21 protein-coding genes are annotated in these 17,509 nt (G+C 35.9%); 13 read left to right on the top strand and 8 right to left on the bottom strand.

Annotated elements, in window-relative coordinates; translation table 11 throughout:
- Window positions 1-659 (bottom strand): collagen-like repeat preface domain-containing protein (locus CN326_RS22040; RefSeq protein WP_176524749.1); only part of this gene is annotated, 659 nt, incomplete at its 3' end.
- Window positions 660-773: 114 nt separating this feature from the next.
- Window positions 774-1,736, bottom strand: a complete 963-nt coding sequence (locus tag CN326_RS22035; RefSeq protein WP_098311112.1) for a tyrosine-type recombinase/integrase — start codon at window positions 1,734-1,736, stop codon at window positions 774-776.
- A 119-nt stretch (window positions 1,737-1,855) separates the two neighbouring features.
- On the opposite strand from CN326_RS22035, the gene spoVK reads away from it, so the two are divergent.
- Window positions 1,856-2,812 (top strand): stage V sporulation protein K, encoded by a 957-nt coding sequence (gene spoVK / locus CN326_RS22030; protein ID WP_098311111.1) that lies wholly within the window; start codon window positions 1,856-1,858, stop codon window positions 2,810-2,812.
- A gap of 74 nt (window positions 2,813-2,886) precedes the next feature.
- On the opposite strand, the gene CN326_RS25280 is transcribed toward spoVK, so the two are convergent.
- From CN326_RS25280 to CN326_RS22025, 3 genes are all read right to left on the bottom strand, one after another.
- Window positions 2,887-3,021 carry a hypothetical protein gene (locus CN326_RS25280; protein ID WP_255258187.1) on the bottom strand — a complete coding sequence of 45 codons (135 nt, stop codon included), beginning with the start codon at window positions 3,019-3,021 and terminating at the stop codon, window positions 2,887-2,889.
- A 12-nt stretch (window positions 3,022-3,033) separates the two neighbouring features.
- Window positions 3,034-3,171, bottom strand: a complete 138-nt coding sequence (locus CN326_RS24795) for a hypothetical protein (RefSeq protein ID WP_176524747.1) — start codon at window positions 3,169-3,171, stop codon at window positions 3,034-3,036.
- Window positions 3,172-3,498: 327 nt separating this feature from the next.
- Entirely contained in the window at window positions 3,499-4,131 is a 633-nt protein-coding gene (locus tag CN326_RS22025) for a trimeric intracellular cation channel family protein (RefSeq protein WP_098311110.1), read from the bottom strand.
- A 91-nt stretch (window positions 4,132-4,222) separates the two neighbouring features.
- Between CN326_RS22025 and hflX the strand changes: the two genes are divergently transcribed.
- From hflX to CN326_RS21995, 6 genes are all read left to right on the top strand, one after another.
- On the top strand, window positions 4,223-5,500 hold the full coding sequence (hflX, locus tag CN326_RS22020; RefSeq protein ID WP_141525103.1) for a GTPase HflX: 1,278 nt from the start codon (window positions 4,223-4,225) through the stop codon (window positions 5,498-5,500).
- Window positions 5,493-6,764, top strand: coding sequence for a methionine gamma-lyase family protein (locus tag CN326_RS22015; protein WP_098311108.1), 1,272 nt, complete (start codon window positions 5,493-5,495; stop codon window positions 6,762-6,764). Before hflX ends, CN326_RS22015 begins: the two co-directional genes overlap by 8 nt.
- 223 nt (window positions 6,765-6,987) lie before the next feature.
- On the top strand, window positions 6,988-7,329 hold the full coding sequence (locus tag CN326_RS22010) for a MerR family transcriptional regulator (protein WP_098311113.1): 342 nt from the start codon (window positions 6,988-6,990) through the stop codon (window positions 7,327-7,329).
- A 48-nt stretch (window positions 7,330-7,377) separates the two neighbouring features.
- Entirely contained in the window at window positions 7,378-8,712 is a 1,335-nt protein-coding gene (gene glnA / locus CN326_RS22005) for a type I glutamate--ammonia ligase (protein WP_098311107.1), read from the top strand.
- Between the two features lie 67 nt (window positions 8,713-8,779).
- Window positions 8,780-9,055, top strand: coding sequence for a hypothetical protein (locus tag CN326_RS22000; RefSeq protein WP_098311106.1), 276 nt, complete (start codon window positions 8,780-8,782; stop codon window positions 9,053-9,055).
- A gap of 434 nt (window positions 9,056-9,489) precedes the next feature.
- Window positions 9,490-9,912 carry a YfmQ family protein gene (locus CN326_RS21995; protein ID WP_098311105.1) on the top strand — a complete coding sequence of 141 codons (423 nt, stop codon included), beginning with the start codon at window positions 9,490-9,492 and terminating at the stop codon, window positions 9,910-9,912.
- A 37-nt stretch (window positions 9,913-9,949) separates the two neighbouring features.
- On the opposite strand, the gene CN326_RS21990 is transcribed toward CN326_RS21995, so the two are convergent.
- On the bottom strand, window positions 9,950-10,807 hold the full coding sequence (locus CN326_RS21990) for a peptidoglycan-N-acetylglucosamine deacetylase (protein ID WP_098311104.1): 858 nt from the start codon (window positions 10,805-10,807) through the stop codon (window positions 9,950-9,952).
- Between the two features lie 297 nt (window positions 10,808-11,104).
- Between CN326_RS21990 and CN326_RS21985 the strand changes: the two genes are divergently transcribed.
- The 3 genes from CN326_RS21985 to CN326_RS21975 are packed head-to-tail and all read left to right on the top strand — an operon-like array spanning window position 11,105 to window position 12,789.
- Complete coding sequence (locus CN326_RS21985) at window positions 11,105-11,416, top strand: PadR family transcriptional regulator (protein ID WP_141525102.1); 312 nt, start codon at window positions 11,105-11,107, stop codon at window positions 11,414-11,416.
- 3 nt (window positions 11,417-11,419) lie between these two features.
- On the top strand, window positions 11,420-11,965 hold the full coding sequence (locus CN326_RS21980; protein ID WP_098311102.1) for an HAAS signaling domain-containing protein: 546 nt from the start codon (window positions 11,420-11,422) through the stop codon (window positions 11,963-11,965).
- Between the two features lie 5 nt (window positions 11,966-11,970).
- Window positions 11,971-12,789: a DUF4097 family beta strand repeat-containing protein gene (locus CN326_RS21975; protein ID WP_098311101.1), complete on the top strand. Its 819-nt coding sequence runs from the start codon at window positions 11,971-11,973 to the stop codon at window positions 12,787-12,789.
- A 27-nt stretch (window positions 12,790-12,816) separates the two neighbouring features.
- Here the strand turns inward: CN326_RS21975 and lexA are convergent, their stop codons facing one another.
- Window positions 12,817-13,437 (bottom strand): transcriptional repressor LexA, encoded by a 621-nt coding sequence (gene lexA / locus CN326_RS21970; protein ID WP_098311100.1) that lies wholly within the window; start codon window positions 13,435-13,437, stop codon window positions 12,817-12,819.
- A gap of 141 nt (window positions 13,438-13,578) precedes the next feature.
- Here lexA and CN326_RS21965 point away from each other — a divergent pair, with 141 nt between their 5' ends.
- Together CN326_RS21965 and CN326_RS21960 are read left to right on the top strand one after the other, a co-directional pair.
- A complete protein-coding gene (locus tag CN326_RS21965; protein ID WP_098311099.1) occupies window positions 13,579-14,235 on the top strand; it encodes a YneB family resolvase-like protein in 657 nt (218 codons plus the stop codon).
- Window positions 14,236-14,280: 45 nt separating this feature from the next.
- Entirely contained in the window at window positions 14,281-14,520 is a 240-nt protein-coding gene (locus CN326_RS21960; RefSeq protein WP_098311098.1) for a DUF896 domain-containing protein, read from the top strand.
- Window positions 14,521-14,565: 45 nt separating this feature from the next.
- Here CN326_RS21960 and CN326_RS21955 read toward each other — a convergent pair whose 3' ends face one another.
- Entirely contained in the window at window positions 14,566-16,149 is a 1,584-nt protein-coding gene (locus tag CN326_RS21955) for a bifunctional metallophosphatase/5'-nucleotidase (RefSeq protein ID WP_098311097.1), read from the bottom strand.
- 260 nt (window positions 16,150-16,409) lie between these two features.
- Between CN326_RS21955 and CN326_RS21950 the strand changes: the two genes are divergently transcribed.
- Window positions 16,410-17,144, top strand: coding sequence for a MerR family transcriptional regulator (locus CN326_RS21950; RefSeq protein WP_098311096.1), 735 nt, complete (start codon window positions 16,410-16,412; stop codon window positions 17,142-17,144).
- The last annotated feature ends 365 nt before the right edge of the window (window positions 17,145-17,509 follow it).

Here is a 17,509-nt window from a genome sequence, read left to right as displayed (position 1 = left end):
TCCTGTTCGTCTAAAAGTTCAAGTCCATCCTGGAGACCGAGTTCTTCTGAAAGTTCCTGTTCGTCTAAAAGTTCAAGTCCATCCTGGAGTCTGAGTTCTTCTGAAAGTTCCTGTTCGTCTAAAAGTTCGAGTTTACCCTGGAGGTTGAGTTCGTCTAGAAGTTCATGGTTACCTTGAAATTGGCCATTCATTCCGATTGGCGTAATTTGTAGTAAAGTTATTTGTAATTCTTCTGTTTGCTCAATGATATTTTCGAATCCATGATGATTCATCATAGATAATTTTGTAATATGCAGTGAAAAGTTGAGTAAATTTTGTAATTCAATATATAGTGTATTTGCTGCAAAAGGTTTCTCGTTCAAAATGGTAATTAAATTTTCGACAATCGCAATGCCAGTTTCTTGCTGTGTAAGTGTTAAGTTTAAACGTTTCAGCCCCCCTTTTAGTATTTCTAATATGTTTATAAGTTTCTTCATGTTAGATTGTGATGGGTTCGAAAATGCAGTTGGAATTATAGCAGTTAAGTCATTTAGTGTTTTTGAAAAAAGGTTACCGTACGATTCTGGAGCAGGGGTGTAATGAACAGCTGGAAGTCGGTCAGATTGTTTTGGAAAATAAGGTTTTGAGATTTTTTTCTGATTGGCTTTAAAATAAGACATTGAAAGTCTCCTTCCTAATTGTGATAGTGAAAAACCTATCATAGTAGATGCAAGTAGCATATAAAAAGGAATAGGAGAACGAGCAGTTTCTATGAAAAATAACAAAAACGCCTATTATGAGGCGTTTTCTTTTTGTTTTGCATAGTTATAATATCTTTTTAATGAAATCTTTGATTTGAAACCAATTCGCTTCATAATTTCTTGTTCTGGAACATGGTTTTGGATGAGGCGTAAAATAAATGTATTTCGTAAATGTTGACCAGAAATTCCTTTTCGCAGCCCGGCGCGTGCTACTTCAAGCCGAATCATTTTTTGTACAGCAATTTCTGTTAATGCTTTTGGAGCGTCATTTTCGTATACCCAGCGGAATGTATTTCGGTTAAAATCAAAAGCTACAAATAATGGATCTGTGCTATGGTATTTTGGACGTACTGGTTCGGGAATTTTCTTGTAGTAATGATATAACTTTTTTTTATCTTCTTCTGTTAATGTAATGATTCGTTCTATTCCGGATACAGCTGGAATAGATAATGTATTATTTTCAAAATGAACGTGATGCATATTTAGTGAAACGAGCTCTTGTAGTGATAAACCGTAATCAAGCAAAATCATAATAATACATACGTTTCGATCCATGAGTAACGGACGTACAGGACGTTGTTTGTCTGAAAGCCCTTCTAAAGAAGTTAAAATATATTTTAAACGCTGTTCTTCTTGTGTTGAAATGAAATCTGCATCTCGTAATGCTCGATCTGGCTGTATAACAAGTTCCATATTTTTAAGTGGGCTAGGTAGGTTTAAAAAATCATACAGTCGATTTAAGACAATAAAAACACGGTGCATTGTTTTTTCGGAGTAATGACGTTTCATTTTTAAGTCTGAAAAATAATCTTCATAGTCTTTTGTACAAAGAGTCCCCCATATATTATTAGAAGAAATTTTTTTGTTCTTTTGTAACCAATGAACAAAATCTTCAATGTCATAGACGTATCGCTTAATAGTTGAAGGCTTCCGACCCTTGTTGAATAAATAAGCAGAGAAAGCTTGTACTGTATCATCAAGTTCTTTTGTTGTCATAGTCCCACCACCCTAGTTTTCTTACATTATACCAAAAATTTTCAGAAAAAGTTTATTTCTTGGGAAAGCGCAAATTTTGACAATAATCGTCAGTGAAATGATAAAGGTGAGGTGATTGTATGGAACAGTCGATGCGAAAGAAGAATAATAATCAAATTAACATTGTGCTAAATCACCGAAAGAAAATTTCTGTTTCTTCGCCAGAACAAAAGCCAAATCTTTCAAACGAAACTGTTACAAAACATGAAATGTTACAACGGATTGAAGAAGAAATGAGCAAGCTTGTTGGAATGCAGGAAATTAAAAAAATTATAAAGGAAATTTACGCATGGATTTATGTAAATAAAAAACGGCAAGAAATGGGGTTGAAATCAGAGAAACAAGTCCTTCATATGTTATTTAAAGGTAATCCAGGAACGGGGAAAACAACTGTTGCTAGAATGATTGGGAAATTATTGTTTGAAATGAATGTTTTATCAAAAGGGCATTTAGTTGAAGCGGAACGGGCGGACTTAGTTGGTGAATATATTGGGCATACTGCACAAAAAACACGTGATCTTATTCGAAAAGCAATGGGCGGGATTTTGTTTATTGATGAGGCCTATTCGCTTGCGCGTGGCGGTGAAAAAGATTTTGGAAAAGAAGCGATTGATACGCTCGTTAAACATATGGAAGATAAGCAGCATGCTTTTGTACTTATTTTAGCAGGGTACTCACGTGAGATGAACCATTTTCTATCACTAAATCCAGGGTTACAATCCCGTTTCCCTTTCATTATTGAATTTTCTGATTACACGGTCAATCAATTATTAGAAATTGGAAAACGTATGTACGATGAACGGGAGTATCAATTATCAAAAGAGGCAGAGTGGAATCTTCGTGATCATTTAAATGCGGTAAAATATTCATCGCATATTACTTCTTTTAGCAACGGACGTTATGTTCGTAATATTGTGGAAAAGTCCATTCGTACACAAGCGATGAGATTACTTCAGGAAGAAGCGTATGATAAATATGATTTAATTACGATTTCAAGTAGTGATTTAACACTTGAAGAAGAAACACACGGTTTATAAAGTGAAACTTTTACTGCTTAAAAGTAGCAGGATAAATTGCTTAAAATAAAACACGAAGCGTAACGCTTCGTGTTTTATTTTGTATTCTTTGTTTTTGCGCGTTGTTCTAATTTACTTTTTGGGCTTTGATCTGCTACATCTGATGCAATTCCTTGTGGGTTAACGCTACTGTGTTGTCCTCGGTTGCTTTTGTTATTTCCTTTTGCCATCCTATATCACTCCTATTCTTCTTTGACTTTTTGTTGGTACTCTCTATGATATTTCTCCATTTTTTTGCTTTTTTCGTAAGCTGAATTTAAATCATGTCCAGATTGATCTACGGAACTTCTTTGTGCACCTTTATTTACGTGTTTTGTCATTTATCTCACCTCTCTTTAAGAAATAGTATTTACGGATAGGTACAAAAAACATGCAATAAAGTACAACTTCTATTAGTGGCATTTTTTTGTCACTATTGATGGTCAGCACTTTTAATTAAGATTTCATCTCTGGTTAGAGCGAAGGGAAATAGAAAAACCCTTTACAGAAGTAAAGGGTTGATTTGTTATTTATCCGGCATTAACGGGCAGTAAGACCTCCACCTTAAGGATCAAAGAAAATAAAGAAGACAGGTGGAGATAACTGCTGATATGTGCCTGATAGGTTCAATTAATGATCAGTGGGGAATGGAAGATCCTCCTCACTGATTAAAGTTTCACTTTATCATTGAAATGTTCTATCTTTTCTACACTGCGATGTGGCAGATGCCATTTGTAATGAATAGAAATCATACGGAAACATACGATAAGAACGAATAAAACGTATAATGCCCAGTCACTCGTAACGATTTTAGCTCCAATTAAAAAACCAGCTAAAATCGTCCAAAATGCATAAACCTCAGCTCGTAGTACGAGCGGTTTACGACGTGCCAATAAATCACGGATAATACCGCCGCCAATTCCTGTTAACACAGCTGCAACAATCGTTGCACTGATTGGTAAGTTTAGTTTTTGTGCATATAATGCACCTTGAATTGCGAAAGCGGATAAACCGATTGCATCAGTGATATTTTCCCAGCGTTTCCAATGTTTGATAAGTTTGTTTGGGAATAAAAATATAATAGTCATTGATAAAATTGCAATTTCAAATAACATATCTTGTTTCCAAAACGCATCAATTGGATAACCGATTAATAAATTACGCAGTGCTCCTCCCCCGAATGCAGTTGCCATTCCTAAAATATAAACCCCAAAAATATCGTATTCTTCTTCCATCGCGATGATTGCTCCGCTTAAAGCGAAGGCAATTGTACCAATGATGCTAAATAAATCCCATGCCATGAAATTCTCCCTCACTAACTAGATGAAATGTTCTTACTCTGCTATTATATTAGAAGGTTTAATTTTCGAAAAGGATGAGTGAGCATATTTGATAGAAGAAAAAGAAAAAGTGATACTAGTTGGCTGTCAATTGCCGCAAGATGATGATGAACGTTTTGAACACTCGATGGAAGAATTAGCATCATTAGCGAAAACCGCACAAGCAGAAGTGTTGGTTTCAACGACGCAAAAGCGTTCTAAGTTTCATCCGGCAACGTATGTTGGGAAGGGGAAGTTAGAAGAACTTTCTCTACTTGTAGAAGAACTAGAACCAGATGTTGTTATTTTTAATAATGAATTAACACCGAGTCAAATTCGAAATTTATCAGCACAGTTAGACGCGAGAGTCATTGATCGTACACAGCTTATATTAGATATTTTTGCTCAGCGCGCGAAATCAAGAGAAGGTAAATTACAAGTGGAACTTGCGCAGCTTCAATATGCGTTGCCTCGTCTTGTGGGACAAGGACAAGCTTTATCTCGTCTTGGTGGCGGTATTGGTACAAGAGGTCCAGGGGAAACGAAGTTAGAAACGGATCGTCGTCATATTCGCTCTCGTATCGATGAGATTAAAAGGCAGCTTTCTGGTGTGGTAGAGCACCGCAAGAGATATCGTGAACGTCGTAAAGAAAATCAAGTCTTTCAAGTTTCTTTAGTTGGATACACAAACGCTGGGAAATCTACGTTGTTTAACAGATTAACGGCGGCTGATACATTCGAGGAAGATTTATTGTTTGCAACACTTGATCCGACGACGCGTAAAATGCAGTTGCCGTGTGGATATACAGTTTTATTAACAGATACAGTTGGATTTATTCAAGATTTACCAACATCGTTAGTTGCAGCGTTTCGTTCCACGCTAGAAGAAGTAAATGAAGCGGATGTTATTTTGCATGTTATCGATTCAGCTGATCCAAATTACATTGGGCATGAGGAGACAGTGAAAAAATTACTGCAAGATCTTGAGTTTGACCACATTCCAATTATTACAGTGTACAATAAAAAAGATAAGTTACATCCGAACTTCATCCCATTCCCAAAGAATGATTTTATTATGACGAGTGCTTTTGATGCGGCGGATTTAGAGAAATTAAAAAAAGTTGTAGAAATAGAAATGATGAAGCGGATGGATTCATATGAATTAAGGATTCCGGTAAGCGAAGGCAGATTGTTGACACTTTTAAGAACAGAAACAGTATTAACAGAAATGACGTTTCAAGAAGAGAAGCAAGTATACGAATGTACAGGGTATATTTTTGCTCATTCTCCGCTAAACGGACAAATCAATAGATATTCAGCCAGAAAAGGAGAAGAGAAAGAAGATGTTTAATCGATTGAAGAATGGGGAAAAGATTGCTCCAATTGTAAAAGAAGTTGAAATGCAAATTGCAGACATACATAAACGCATTGATGAAGTAATTGAAAGTAATCAATTTCGTGTATTAGAAAGTTTTCGTAGTTATAAAATTAGTGACTCACACTTTATTCCGACAACAGGGTACGGCTATGATGATATCGGTCGTGATACGTTAGAAAAAGTGTATGCTGATGTGTTCGGGGCAGAAGCAGGTCTTGTACGGCCGCAAATTATTTCTGGAACTCACGCAATCTCTACAGCGTTGTTTGGGATTTTACGCCCTGGTGACGAATTGTTATATATAACTGGGAAGCCGTATGATACGTTAGAAGAAATTGTTGGTGTTCGCGGGAAAGGTGTTGGCTCATTTAAAGAGTATAACATCGGTTACCAGGCAGTTGCTTTAACAGAAGAGGGACGTGTTGATTTTGCTGCAGTGCAAGCGGCGATTCATGAAAATACAAAAATGATTGGAATTCAGCGTTCGAAGGGATATGCAACTCGCCCGTCATTTACAATTGCCGAAATTAAAGAAATGATTGCATTTGTAAAAGAAATTAAGCCTGATGTCGTTGTGTTCATAGACAACTGTTACGGAGAATTTGTAGAAGAGCTTGAACCATGTCATGTCGGTGCGGATTTAATGGCGGGTTCACTTATTAAAAATCCAGGTGGCGGCATCGTGAAAACGGGCGGTTACATTGTTGGGAAAGAACAATATGTGGAAGCATGTGCATATCGTTTAACATCTCCAGGCATCGGAGCGGAGGCTGGTGCATCTTTATATAGTTTACAAGAGATGTATCAAGGATTTTTCTTAGCGCCTCATGTTGCTGGTCAAGCATTAAAAGGTGCAATCTTTACAGCGGCCTTTTTAGAACAGCTTGGTATGAATACATCGCCAACTTGGAATGCACCGCGAACAGATTTAATACAATCTGTTCAATTTGATGATAAAGAACGCATGATTGCATTTTGCCAAGCAATTCAATATGCATCACCAATCAATTCGCATTTTACGCCGTATCCGAATTATATGCCTGGATATGAAGATGATGTGATTATGGCTGCAGGTACATTTATTCAAGGTGCGAGTATTGAATTATCAGCAGATGGTCCAATTCGTCCGCCTTATGTTGCGTATGTACAGGGGGGCTTAACGTATTCGCATGTGAAGATTGCGATTTGTTCTGCTATTGATGCGCTTATTGAAAAAAATCTATTAGTAATTTCTTAAATGAAAGCTGCCAATTTTGGTAGCTTTTTTGTATATAAGTAGGTAATTGAGACATTTTAATAAGTGTGAAAAAATTTTTAAAAAAAATCATGTAAGAAAAGCTAACATCTGTTGACAGGATACATAACATAATATAAAATGAGAATCAAGTTAAGGCGAAGGAGGAACTGAAGTGACACAACATGATCGACGTTCTGCCCCGCTGTTTCCAATAAGTATAGTTATGGATTTAACACAATTATCTGCGCGTCAAATTCGTTATTATGAAGAACATAAATTGATTTCCCCAACCCGTACAAAAGGAAATCGTAGATTATTTTCATTTAACGATGTAGATAAATTGTTAGAGATTAAAGATTTGTTAGATCAAGGTTTAAACATGGCTGGTATTAAGCAAGTACTACAAATGAAGGAAAATCAATCAGAAGTGATACAAGTAAGAGAAGAAGTGAAAGAAATTTCGAAATCTGAGCTTCGTAAAATTCTTCGAGATGAACTGCAACATACAGGCAGGTTTAATCGAACGTCTTTACGACAAGGTGATATTTCAAGGTTTTTCCATTGATGATTGATAATTTTCAAGATGTTTAGAGGGACTAAGGAGGAATTTAAAATGGCAAAGTACACAAAAGAAGATATTTTCCGCTTGGCGAAAGAAGAGAATGTAAAGTATATCCGTCTACAATTTACGGATCTTTTAGGAAGTATTAAAAACGTAGAAATTCCAGTTAGTCAGTTAACAAAAGCTCTAGATAACAAAATGATGTTTGACGGATCTTCTATTGAAGGATTTGTTCGTATCGAAGAATCTGACATGTACTTATATCCAGACCTAGATACATGGGTAGTATTCCCATGGACTGCTGAAAAAGGAAAAGTAGCACGATTAATTTGTGATATTTACACTGCGGACGGTACACCGTTTGATGGTGACCCACGTAATAACTTAAAACGTATGTTAAAAGAAATGGAAGCACTAGGCTTCACTGATTTTAATCTTGGACCAGAGCCAGAGTTCTTCTTATTTAAAGTTGATGAAAAAGGAAATCCAACATTAGAATTAAATGATAACGGTGGATACTTCGACCTTGCACCAATGGATTTAGGAGAAAACTGCCGTCGTGATATCGTTCTTGAACTTGAAGAAATGGGCTTTGAAATCGAAGCATCTCACCATGAAGTTGCACCAGGGCAACACGAAATTGATTTCAAATATGCAAGTGCAATTAGAGCGTGTGACGATATTCAAACATTTAAACTTGTTGTAAAAACAATCGCGCGTAAACATGGTTTACATGCAACATTCATGCCAAAACCGCTATTTGGTGTAAACGGCTCTGGTATGCACTGTAACTTATCACTATTCAAAAATGGTGAGAACGTATTCTATGATCAAAACGGTGATTTACAATTAAGCGACGATGCTCGCCACTTCATCGCAGGTATTTTGAAACACGCATCAAGCTTTACAGCGGTAACAAACCCAACTGTAAACTCTTACAAGCGTTTAGTACCTGGATATGAAGCACCTTGTTACGTAGCATGGTCTGCACAAAACCGTAGCCCATTAATCCGTATCCCTGCATCTCGCGGTGTAAGTACACGTGTAGAAGTACGTAGCGTTGATCCAGCTGCAAACCCATACTTAGCAATGGCTGTATTATTAGCAGCAGGTCTTGACGGAATTAAAAATAAACTAGCGGTACCACCTGCAGTAGATCGCAATATTTATGTGATGACACCAGAAGAACGTGAACAAGCAGGTATCATTGACTTACCAGCTACATTAGCACAAGCATTAAATGAATTAAAATCAAATGAAATTATTTGCGGTGCATTAGGTGAACATTTACTTGAGCATTTCATCGAAGCAAAAGAAATTGAGTGGGATATGTTCCGCACACAAGTTCACCAATGGGAACGCGATCAATATATGACTCTTTACTAAGAGTTTCAACCCCTTGATACATTAGGTATTAGGGGGTTTTTGGTTGCAAAAAATGGTGTGCTGAAGGTTGAAAAAATTTCTTGGTGAATTGATGTTTTATCATATCTGGCGAGAAGACCCCCACCTCAAGCGTGAAGCGGTAGGTGGGGGTAGTTCAATTACTATTGGTGCATTTCTAGGTATTTGGACAGATTATAAGACAAGCCTTGTATATGATGCGAGAAGAGTGGATGGTCCTTTTTTAATGTTCTTTATTATAGCAGAAGTTAGTATTGTAGCGTTAGTAAGTATAATGATAGGGGAACGAACTAACAAATATTTTACGAGTTTGTTAGTTCTATGAAAGTAAATAGAGTTTAATCATTTAGATTTTACTTTCATCATTTACTTCAATTGATATCAATTTTCTCGTTGGGGGTACCTGTTTTCATTAGGTTGATGAACATGTGGCGAAACTCCTAAAAGCGATTCGCGATAGCTTACGATAAATTATATTTTTTAGACACCTGAAAGAGTGCTTTTCTACGTGAGTTTATACTGTATTATAAAAATAGAAAGATTTAGTTAGGGTCCTCATTTGCCGTTGATACTTTCTCATAATTTTAACAAGTTTCACATAATGTACACAAATTCACTATATGCACTATGATAATATAGAAATTGTAAGCAGTTGGTAAATAATGTGTTATTATGCCCTGTTTTTATATGTCTATCGGCTGATCCAAAATATGAGTTATGTAATAATATTATTTTAGAATGTAACGGAGATGATAAAATATGACGACCTGGTTTATACTTTCGTTGATTCTTTTTTTTGCTATTAAATTAATAGTGACGAGTCTTCCAACCTCTGTTGTGGAATCGTTTGTCAGCAAATTTGAATTGCATCCAAAACTTAATGAAGCTGCTGTCACCGTAACCATCGACGGAAAATGCTTAGAAGGTGAAGATAAAATTCAAGTTATTAATCATTTTAACGAAGCGTTATTTTTAGAGAAATATTATTTTCCTCCACAGAGCAGCGGTACTCCATTGGTTATTGATACTAAGAGGGGCAAAAAAGACGTTAGGTTTTCTATATACAGTTACAACGATCACGTTGATGTGTTCAAACAGAACAAGAAGAAAGTAGTTGCGTATAGCCTGCGTTCCGATAGCCTTCAAAAAAGTCCTATGTTAGTAACGGGAGATGTAGTTTAAAAGGATCGTCAAAGACGGTCCTTTTTAAATAGAAATTTTATTTTCTTTGTTTTGAAGTATTAAACATTTTTGGAAGAGTCACAAAGCGTGCACCTTTAGATGTAAGGTCAGGAATAAATTGATCAAGGGCATTTACAGAACCTTGTAGTTTCCCACCTGGTGCAGAGTGTTGCAAGAGAATACTTCCAGGGAAGGTATTTCCTAATACTGTGTTAGTAATTACCTCAGCGTTTAACCCTTTCCAATCTAATGTATCGACACTCCATTGAATAATCATAAAGTTTTGTTCAGTAGCCCACTTAACTTGATCTTCATTTATAATGCCATAAGGCGGACGGAATAGTTTCGGAGAATATCCTATTAGTTTTTGTAATATGTTTTCTGTTTTTAAAATTTGTTCATGATATTGCTCATCACTTATTTTTGCCAAGTTAGGGTGGTTATAAGTATGATTCCCCACGATGTGTCCCTCGTTAACAATTCGTTTTACAACTTCAGGATATCTTTCGGCATTTTCACCTAGCAAAAAAAATGTAGCTTTTACACCATATTTTTTTAACTTATCTAATACTTGTGGAGTATATAGGAGATCGGGACCGTCATCAAATGTGAGAGCAACTTCGGATTTATTATAAGGTCCTGCAAAAGCGTATGCATATTCTTCAACCCAAGGAAAAGGAGTCCATGATCCTCTCGTTGCTGCTTCCTTGGATTGAATCTGAAAAGGAAACGGGGCTTGTGATGAAACAGGAACTGATTTCATATAATCTAAAGGATAAGATGGGTTATGAATTGATGAATATGAAACCATTGAAGGAAGAACACAAGGCGAAATATGATTGTAGGGAGTGCCCTGAAAGGGAAATATTACTTTGGGTGGATAAAAAGAATACATGATTAAAATACCTCCTTAGAAAAGATAGAAATCTCTCTAAAACTTTTATATGCCAATAATTACAGTTTGGTTAGGGAAGAAAAAAGTGTGAGTAGTTTGTCTTTCACCCGTATTAATGGGTAATAAGATTTATATCTCAATGGGGCGGGAGAGATAAAGAAACCCTCATCCGCCTAATTTTTACTTTATTTTATAAAAATTGGAATAGTACCTTGTAATATTCAGTACTAAATGGTATATTATGGTTAATTAAGTACCTTGTATTGAATAGTACTGAATTGGGAAGGAGGATTGCCCTTGAACGTTCAATTTAAAAAAGGTGTATTGGAGCTTTGCGTTCTTGCGCTTGTAAGGAAACGAGATTGCTATGGCTATGAATTAGTTCAGCAAATTTCAAATAAGTTTTTAATATCAGAAGGATCAGTGTATCCATTGTTACGTCGTCTAACGAAAGAAGGGTACTTTCAGACATATTTAAAGGAATCATCGGAAGGGCCTCCGCGGAAATATTATCAGTTAACAAATCAAGGTGCAGAGCAACTCTATGCGCTTGTGACAGAGTGGCGTGATTTTGCAAGGGGAGTACAAGAAATTATTGAAGAGGTGTAGCAAATGACTAAAGACCAATTTCTTCATGAATTATCAGAACACCTTAGAAAGCTGCCAGAAGAAGAACGGAACGATATTTTATATGATTACGAGGAACATTTTCAATTTGGAATAGAAGAAGGGAAAACAGAAGCGGAAATTATAAAAGCTCTTGGTTCGCCTAAAACAATTGCTAAGGAAACGTTAGCGTCTCATCGCTTAGAGCAGGTGAAGCATAATCCAACTTTTTCTAATGTAGCAAGAGCGATTGTGGCAATCATTGGACTCAGTTTTTTAAATTTAGTTGTTGTATTAGCCCCGTTATTAACAATCGGAAGTCTTATTTTAACACTTTGGACAGTTAGTGCTGTATTTGTTTTATCACCTTTACTTGTGTTAACAAAAATTATTTTTGCTCAAATTTTTATTTTATCTGATGTATTCGTTTCTATTTTACTCTTAGGTATTGGTTTACTTTTAGGGATTGGTGCTTATTATTGTACAGTTTGGTTTAAAACGCTTTTTGTCAAATACGCCAATTGGAATTTAAAAGTAATTAAAGGGGAGTAGATAAAATGAGGAAAATTGTATTCATAGCACTTGTCTGTATTGTGATTGGAGGAATTGGTTTATTTTTTGCAGGATCAGCTTTTTTTATGAAATCTGTGAATGGGTCAGCGGGAACAAAGAAATTGGAACAGAAACAATTTAAAAATGATCAAATTAAAAATATCAACGTTGACACAGATGTAGGAGATGTTGTAATTGAAAAAGGAAAGACTGATTCATTTGAAGTTCGGTATAATGGTGATCAGGAAAAACGAAAGTTAGACGTAAATGAGAAGGGCGAAACGCTACAAGTGGAAGTGAAAACAAAAAAGAAACATATATTTGATTTTTCTTTTTTTTCATTTGGTTTCAAAGGTGAAAGTTTAATAGTCGTTGTACCTGAACGCGTATACAATCAAGTTGAAATAGAGACAGAGGCGGGAAATATTCAAGTGCGAGACATTCAAAGTGAAAATGTATCCGCACATACAGCAGCAGGTGAAGTAGAAATGAAGCAAATAAAATCGAATAACGTGAATACTTCATCTAGCGCGGGGGATATTGTTTTGCATAAAGTAGAAGGAAAAGTACTTGCAGAAGCAACAGCAGGAAATATAGAGGTAACGCAGCATAACCCGCAATATAGTATTGAAGCGGAGTCAGCAGCAGGAGATGTCAATATTCAGCTACAGGAAGTACCGAAAGATGCCGTTGTAAAGGGCTCTTCTCATGCAGGAGATGTAAAGATTTTCGGGAAAGAAAATAAAGAAATTACATTAGGGAACGGAAAGGTACAGATTAGCGGGGAAACAGCAGCAGGAAATGTAAAAATCAAGACGAATTAAAAACAGACCAGCTCAGCTGGTCTGTTTTTAGTGTAAATGACGATAGACACCAATTACTTTTCCGATAACAGAAACGTTATCTAAAATGATAGGCTCTAAAGAAGAGTTTTCTGGCTGCAAACGGAAATGATCTTTTTCTTTGTAAAAACGTTTTACCGTAGCTTCATTGTCCTCTGTTAAAGCGACAACGATCTCACCATTGTAAGCAGATTGCTGTTGGCGAACAACAACTAAGTCTCCGTCAAAAATACCGGCTTCAATCATACTATCTCCGGAAATACGTAACATAAATACTTGATCTGAGCCTGAAACGAGGTTTGCCGGAAGTGGGAAATGTTCTTCTACACTTTCAACTGCTGTAATTGGTGAACCAGCTGTAACTTTCCCGACAATCGGTACGTGAACGACTGGTTGTGTATCCGTTTCGATGTTATCGTTTCCTAAAATTTCAATGGCTCTCGGTTTTGTTGGATCGCGGCGAATGTATCCTTTTTCCTCTAAGCGAGATAAATGTCCGTGCACAGTAGAGCTAGAAGCAAGACCGACTGCTTGACCGATTTCACGTACGGAAGGCGGATAACCTTTTTCTTGTACTTTTTGTTTAATGAAGTCGAGAATGTCTTGCTGTCGTTTCGTTAACTTCTCCATGTTTTTTACACCTCGTTTTCTTTAAATTTTCTTACTTGTATTATAACATGTGAAAAAATATTCTACAAACATAAGTTCGAATAAATACTTAGTTTGTGATACACTATGATGTGAAAAGTGAGATAGAGAAGAGGGTATGAAATGAATGCGATTATTTATGCACGTGTGAGCACGACGAAAGAAGCGCAGGAAACATCATTAACACGCCAAAAAGATGAATTATTGCATTTAGCTAAACAGTATCAAATGAATATTGTAAGAGTAGTAGAAGAGAAAGCGAGCGGATATAGCATAGAACGAGATGGTATTTTAGAAGTGTTAGATACCATTCGTGATGAACATGTTGACGTGCTTCTCATTCAAGATGAAACACGTCTTGGGAGAGGGAATGCGAAAATCGCCTTAATGCATTGTTTACACAAAGAAGGAGTAAAAGTATATACACATGCACATAATGGCGAATTACAGCTTTCTGACGCAGATTCAATGGTACTTGATATTATTGGTATAGTAGAAGAATACCAGAGAAAGATTCATAATTTAAAGATTAAACGTGGAATGAAGCGAGCTGTAGAAAATGGATTTCGTCCAGAGAAAAATTTAAAGAATCGTCATTTAAGCACAGGTCGGGAGAAAAAAGAAGTGCCTATCGAAGAGATTATTCGTCTGCGCCGCAATGAATTAACATTTGAAGAAATTGCAGCAACGCTTCGTGGTTTTGGTCATGAAGTATCAAAAGCGACTGTACATCGCCGGTATGTAGAGTATACGAAGCAATTGCTTGATAAACAAGAGTAACTATTGTATGATAATAATCAGTTTTTAGTAGAAAGGGGATTCGAGATGCTAAGTCACGAACTCATTGAACGCATTAATTTCTTAGCGAAAAAAGCAAAAGCAGAAGGTTTAACGGAAGAAGAGCAACGTGAGCGTCAATCGCTCCGTGAACAATATTTAAAAGGTTTTCGTCAAAACATGTTAAACGAATTGAAATCAATCAAAGTTGTTAACGAAGACGGTAAAGACGTTACGCCGAAAAAGTTAAAAGAATTAAAAAAACAAAATAAAGCAAAGTTAAATTAAAAGATGGGCGCAGCCCATCTTTTTTAAGTTTGATAGGAAAATTCATTATTTAACAACTTTCCAATTATGATTAGTCATCGCTTCGATTGTTTTTCGTTCTAATATGTAATTTGCAATGAGCTCAGACATATCAATTGGTATATCTTTTATAATGGGCTTATTTTGATACATTACGTAATTTCCGCCACCACTTGCACGATAATTGTTCATGACAACGTCATACTCTTGATGCAAGTGAAGAGGAGACCCTTCATATTGTAGGGAAACGACTCTTTCCCCAACTGGTTTTGAAATGTTTAATATGTATGAAATTCCTTCCCACATATCGTAATTATAATGCTGCGGTTTTGGTTTGATATATGAAGGATTTACAATGATATTTCCATCTGTATCTAACGAGAAATATTTGGCAGATAGCTCAAGGGCCTCTTTTATATCTTTTCCTGTAACACGAATGACCTTTAGGGTATTGGGATAAATATAATTCGAAACAATATCTCTCATTGTAATGCGGTTTGGAAAGCCGGAAGATTCATTATGAAACAAGCTTGTACAAGAAATATTCACTCCAGCTACATCCATCTGTACTTTATTTATAAATTCGATGAAGGGATGATCTTGCAAACGAGTTTGCATCGCATCGCGAATCAGCATATCACCAATAATAGTACCAATGGGTTGATCTAACCAACGCTGAGTTTGGTTTTCGTGTGCAGATGCCAGTGAAAGTACCATTTCGTCTGCTGGAACATTTTCCGCAGATAACAATTCAGAATAACATTCCTCAACAATCCACTCGGTATTATCCTTTTTTAAGGAGACGTGTACTTTTCCTAATGATTTCCCATTGCTGCCCGCCTGTAAGACGGTCACTCCATTTATTTTTGTATGAGCAATATAGCGATGTTGGTGTCCTGTTAACAATACATCGATTCCTTCTACTTCTTGACATATTGCATATCCTTGATTTTCCCCTGTTAAAACTTCTGTTGGCTCTCCAGTTTGCAAATCTCGTTCAAACCCTCCGTGATATGACACAATAAGTAAATGAGGTTGTTCCTGTTTACGAATATAGGAAATCCATTTTTTGGTTGATTTTAATGCATCTTCAAAAGTTAAATTTTCAATATGTTGTGGTTGTTCCCAGTTCGGGATATAGTGAGTTGTAACCCCTAGTATCGCAATTTTTATATTAGGATGTATATGTTTAATGATATAGGGTTTTCCAAAGTAGGGCTCCATTGTTTTTTTATCTAAAATGTTACCAGCTAGGTAGGGCATCTTTGCATTTGTAATTGCTTTGTTTAATATGTCCATTCCATAGTTGAATTCATGATTGCCAATAATCGCTGCATCATAGCCGATATGATTGGCGATGATGGACATGGGGTGTTTTTCATGTTGCATATATTTGGCGTAGTAATAAGTAAATGGAGTTCCTTGTATGAAATCACCGTTATCGATCAAGATTACATGTTCATTTTGGGTACGTTCTTGCGCAATACGTGTTGCAAGTTTTGCTAATCCGAATTCTGCTTTTTCGTTATTTTGATAGTGAATAGGGTAAACCGTACCGTGTACATCACTTGTTAGTAAGATAGTTATATTTACTACGTTATTCAGATTCAACAGTATCACCCTTCTTTATTGTTAACTTATGATAAATCATAACAAATAATTTTAATAAAATATTTATGGTTATTATTATTGATTTCATTCTTAATTCAATTCGCAAATAGATTGTATAAATAATTTGTATCCTACTTGAAAAACGTCTTCTATTTTGGGTTAATAACTGAATAGAAAACGTTTTTTATATTTTTTATCTTTTTGTGTTGACTCTAACGTTACGTCATACTTTATCGTATGTACTAAGGGAGGGCAAAATGATGACAATGAAAGTAAAAGAAGTAGCAGATTTAGTTGGTATTAGTGTGCGCACACTACATCACTATGATGAAATTGGGTTATTAACTCCTGAGGAGACGACCGAATCTGGTTATCGCCTTTATTCCAACGATAATTTGGAGACATTGCAACAAATCCTGTTTTTTAAAGAACTTGGCTTCCCTTTAAAGAAAATTAAAGAAATTATCAATGATCCTTCATTTAATCGAGAAGAGGCACTCGTTTTGCATCGTAAAATGCTGCTTGAGAAGCGCTTTAGACTCGATAAAGTGATTGCAACGATTGATAAGACGATTCAACATACGAGAGGAGAAATTCAAATGACGAACAAAGAAAAATTTGAGGGCTTTGATTTTAGTCAAAACCCATATGAGCAAGAAGCACGTGAACGCTGGGGGAATGAAGCGGTTGACAAGGCAAATAAAACAGCAGCAAACATGACGAGAGAGAAACAAGAAGAATATAATGCAATCTATAGAAAACTGGCGGCACTTCGTAATGATTCACCTGAATCAGAGCAGGCTCAAAAAGCAATTAAAGAATGGTATGACTATTTACAGAACTTTGGTCATTATTCATTGGATGCGTTTAAAGGTCTAGGACAAATGTATGTCGATGATGAACGCTTTACAAAAAATATTGACCAATTCGGTGAAGGTTTGGCGGAATTTATGCGTGATGCGATGGCGGTGTATGCAGATCGTAATAAGAAGTAAAATGTATGTATACAATTTTAAAGGTCCTATTCTCCATTTGGGAGAATAGGACCTTTTGTTTATGAGATAAGAAAAAGTTGGTTTTTATATTAGGAGATGTAGTGTGGTTATCAATTGTAATCAAAATACGATATTTTAAATCGTAAATAAAAAATGCGGGGAAAAATATGTGTATCATTTTGGATGCAATGTTTAAAGATAATGAGGGGTTGTATGTAATTATTGATTAGTGGCAAGTAATAAAGAATCCAAGGGTTTAAGAAAGGTTTGGACATAAGAGTATAGCAAATATACATTGTGAATTTTAGTACGTTTTTTGAACAAATCCGAAAAAACATCAACATATTTGTCCGTACATGTTGTAT

This window comes from Bacillus sp. AFS018417, assembly GCF_002560985.1.
Taxonomy (GTDB): Bacteria; Bacillota; Bacilli; order Bacillales; family Bacillaceae_G; genus Bacillus_A; species Bacillus_A rhizoplanae.
This window is presented reverse-complemented; position numbering and strand designations above follow the sequence as displayed.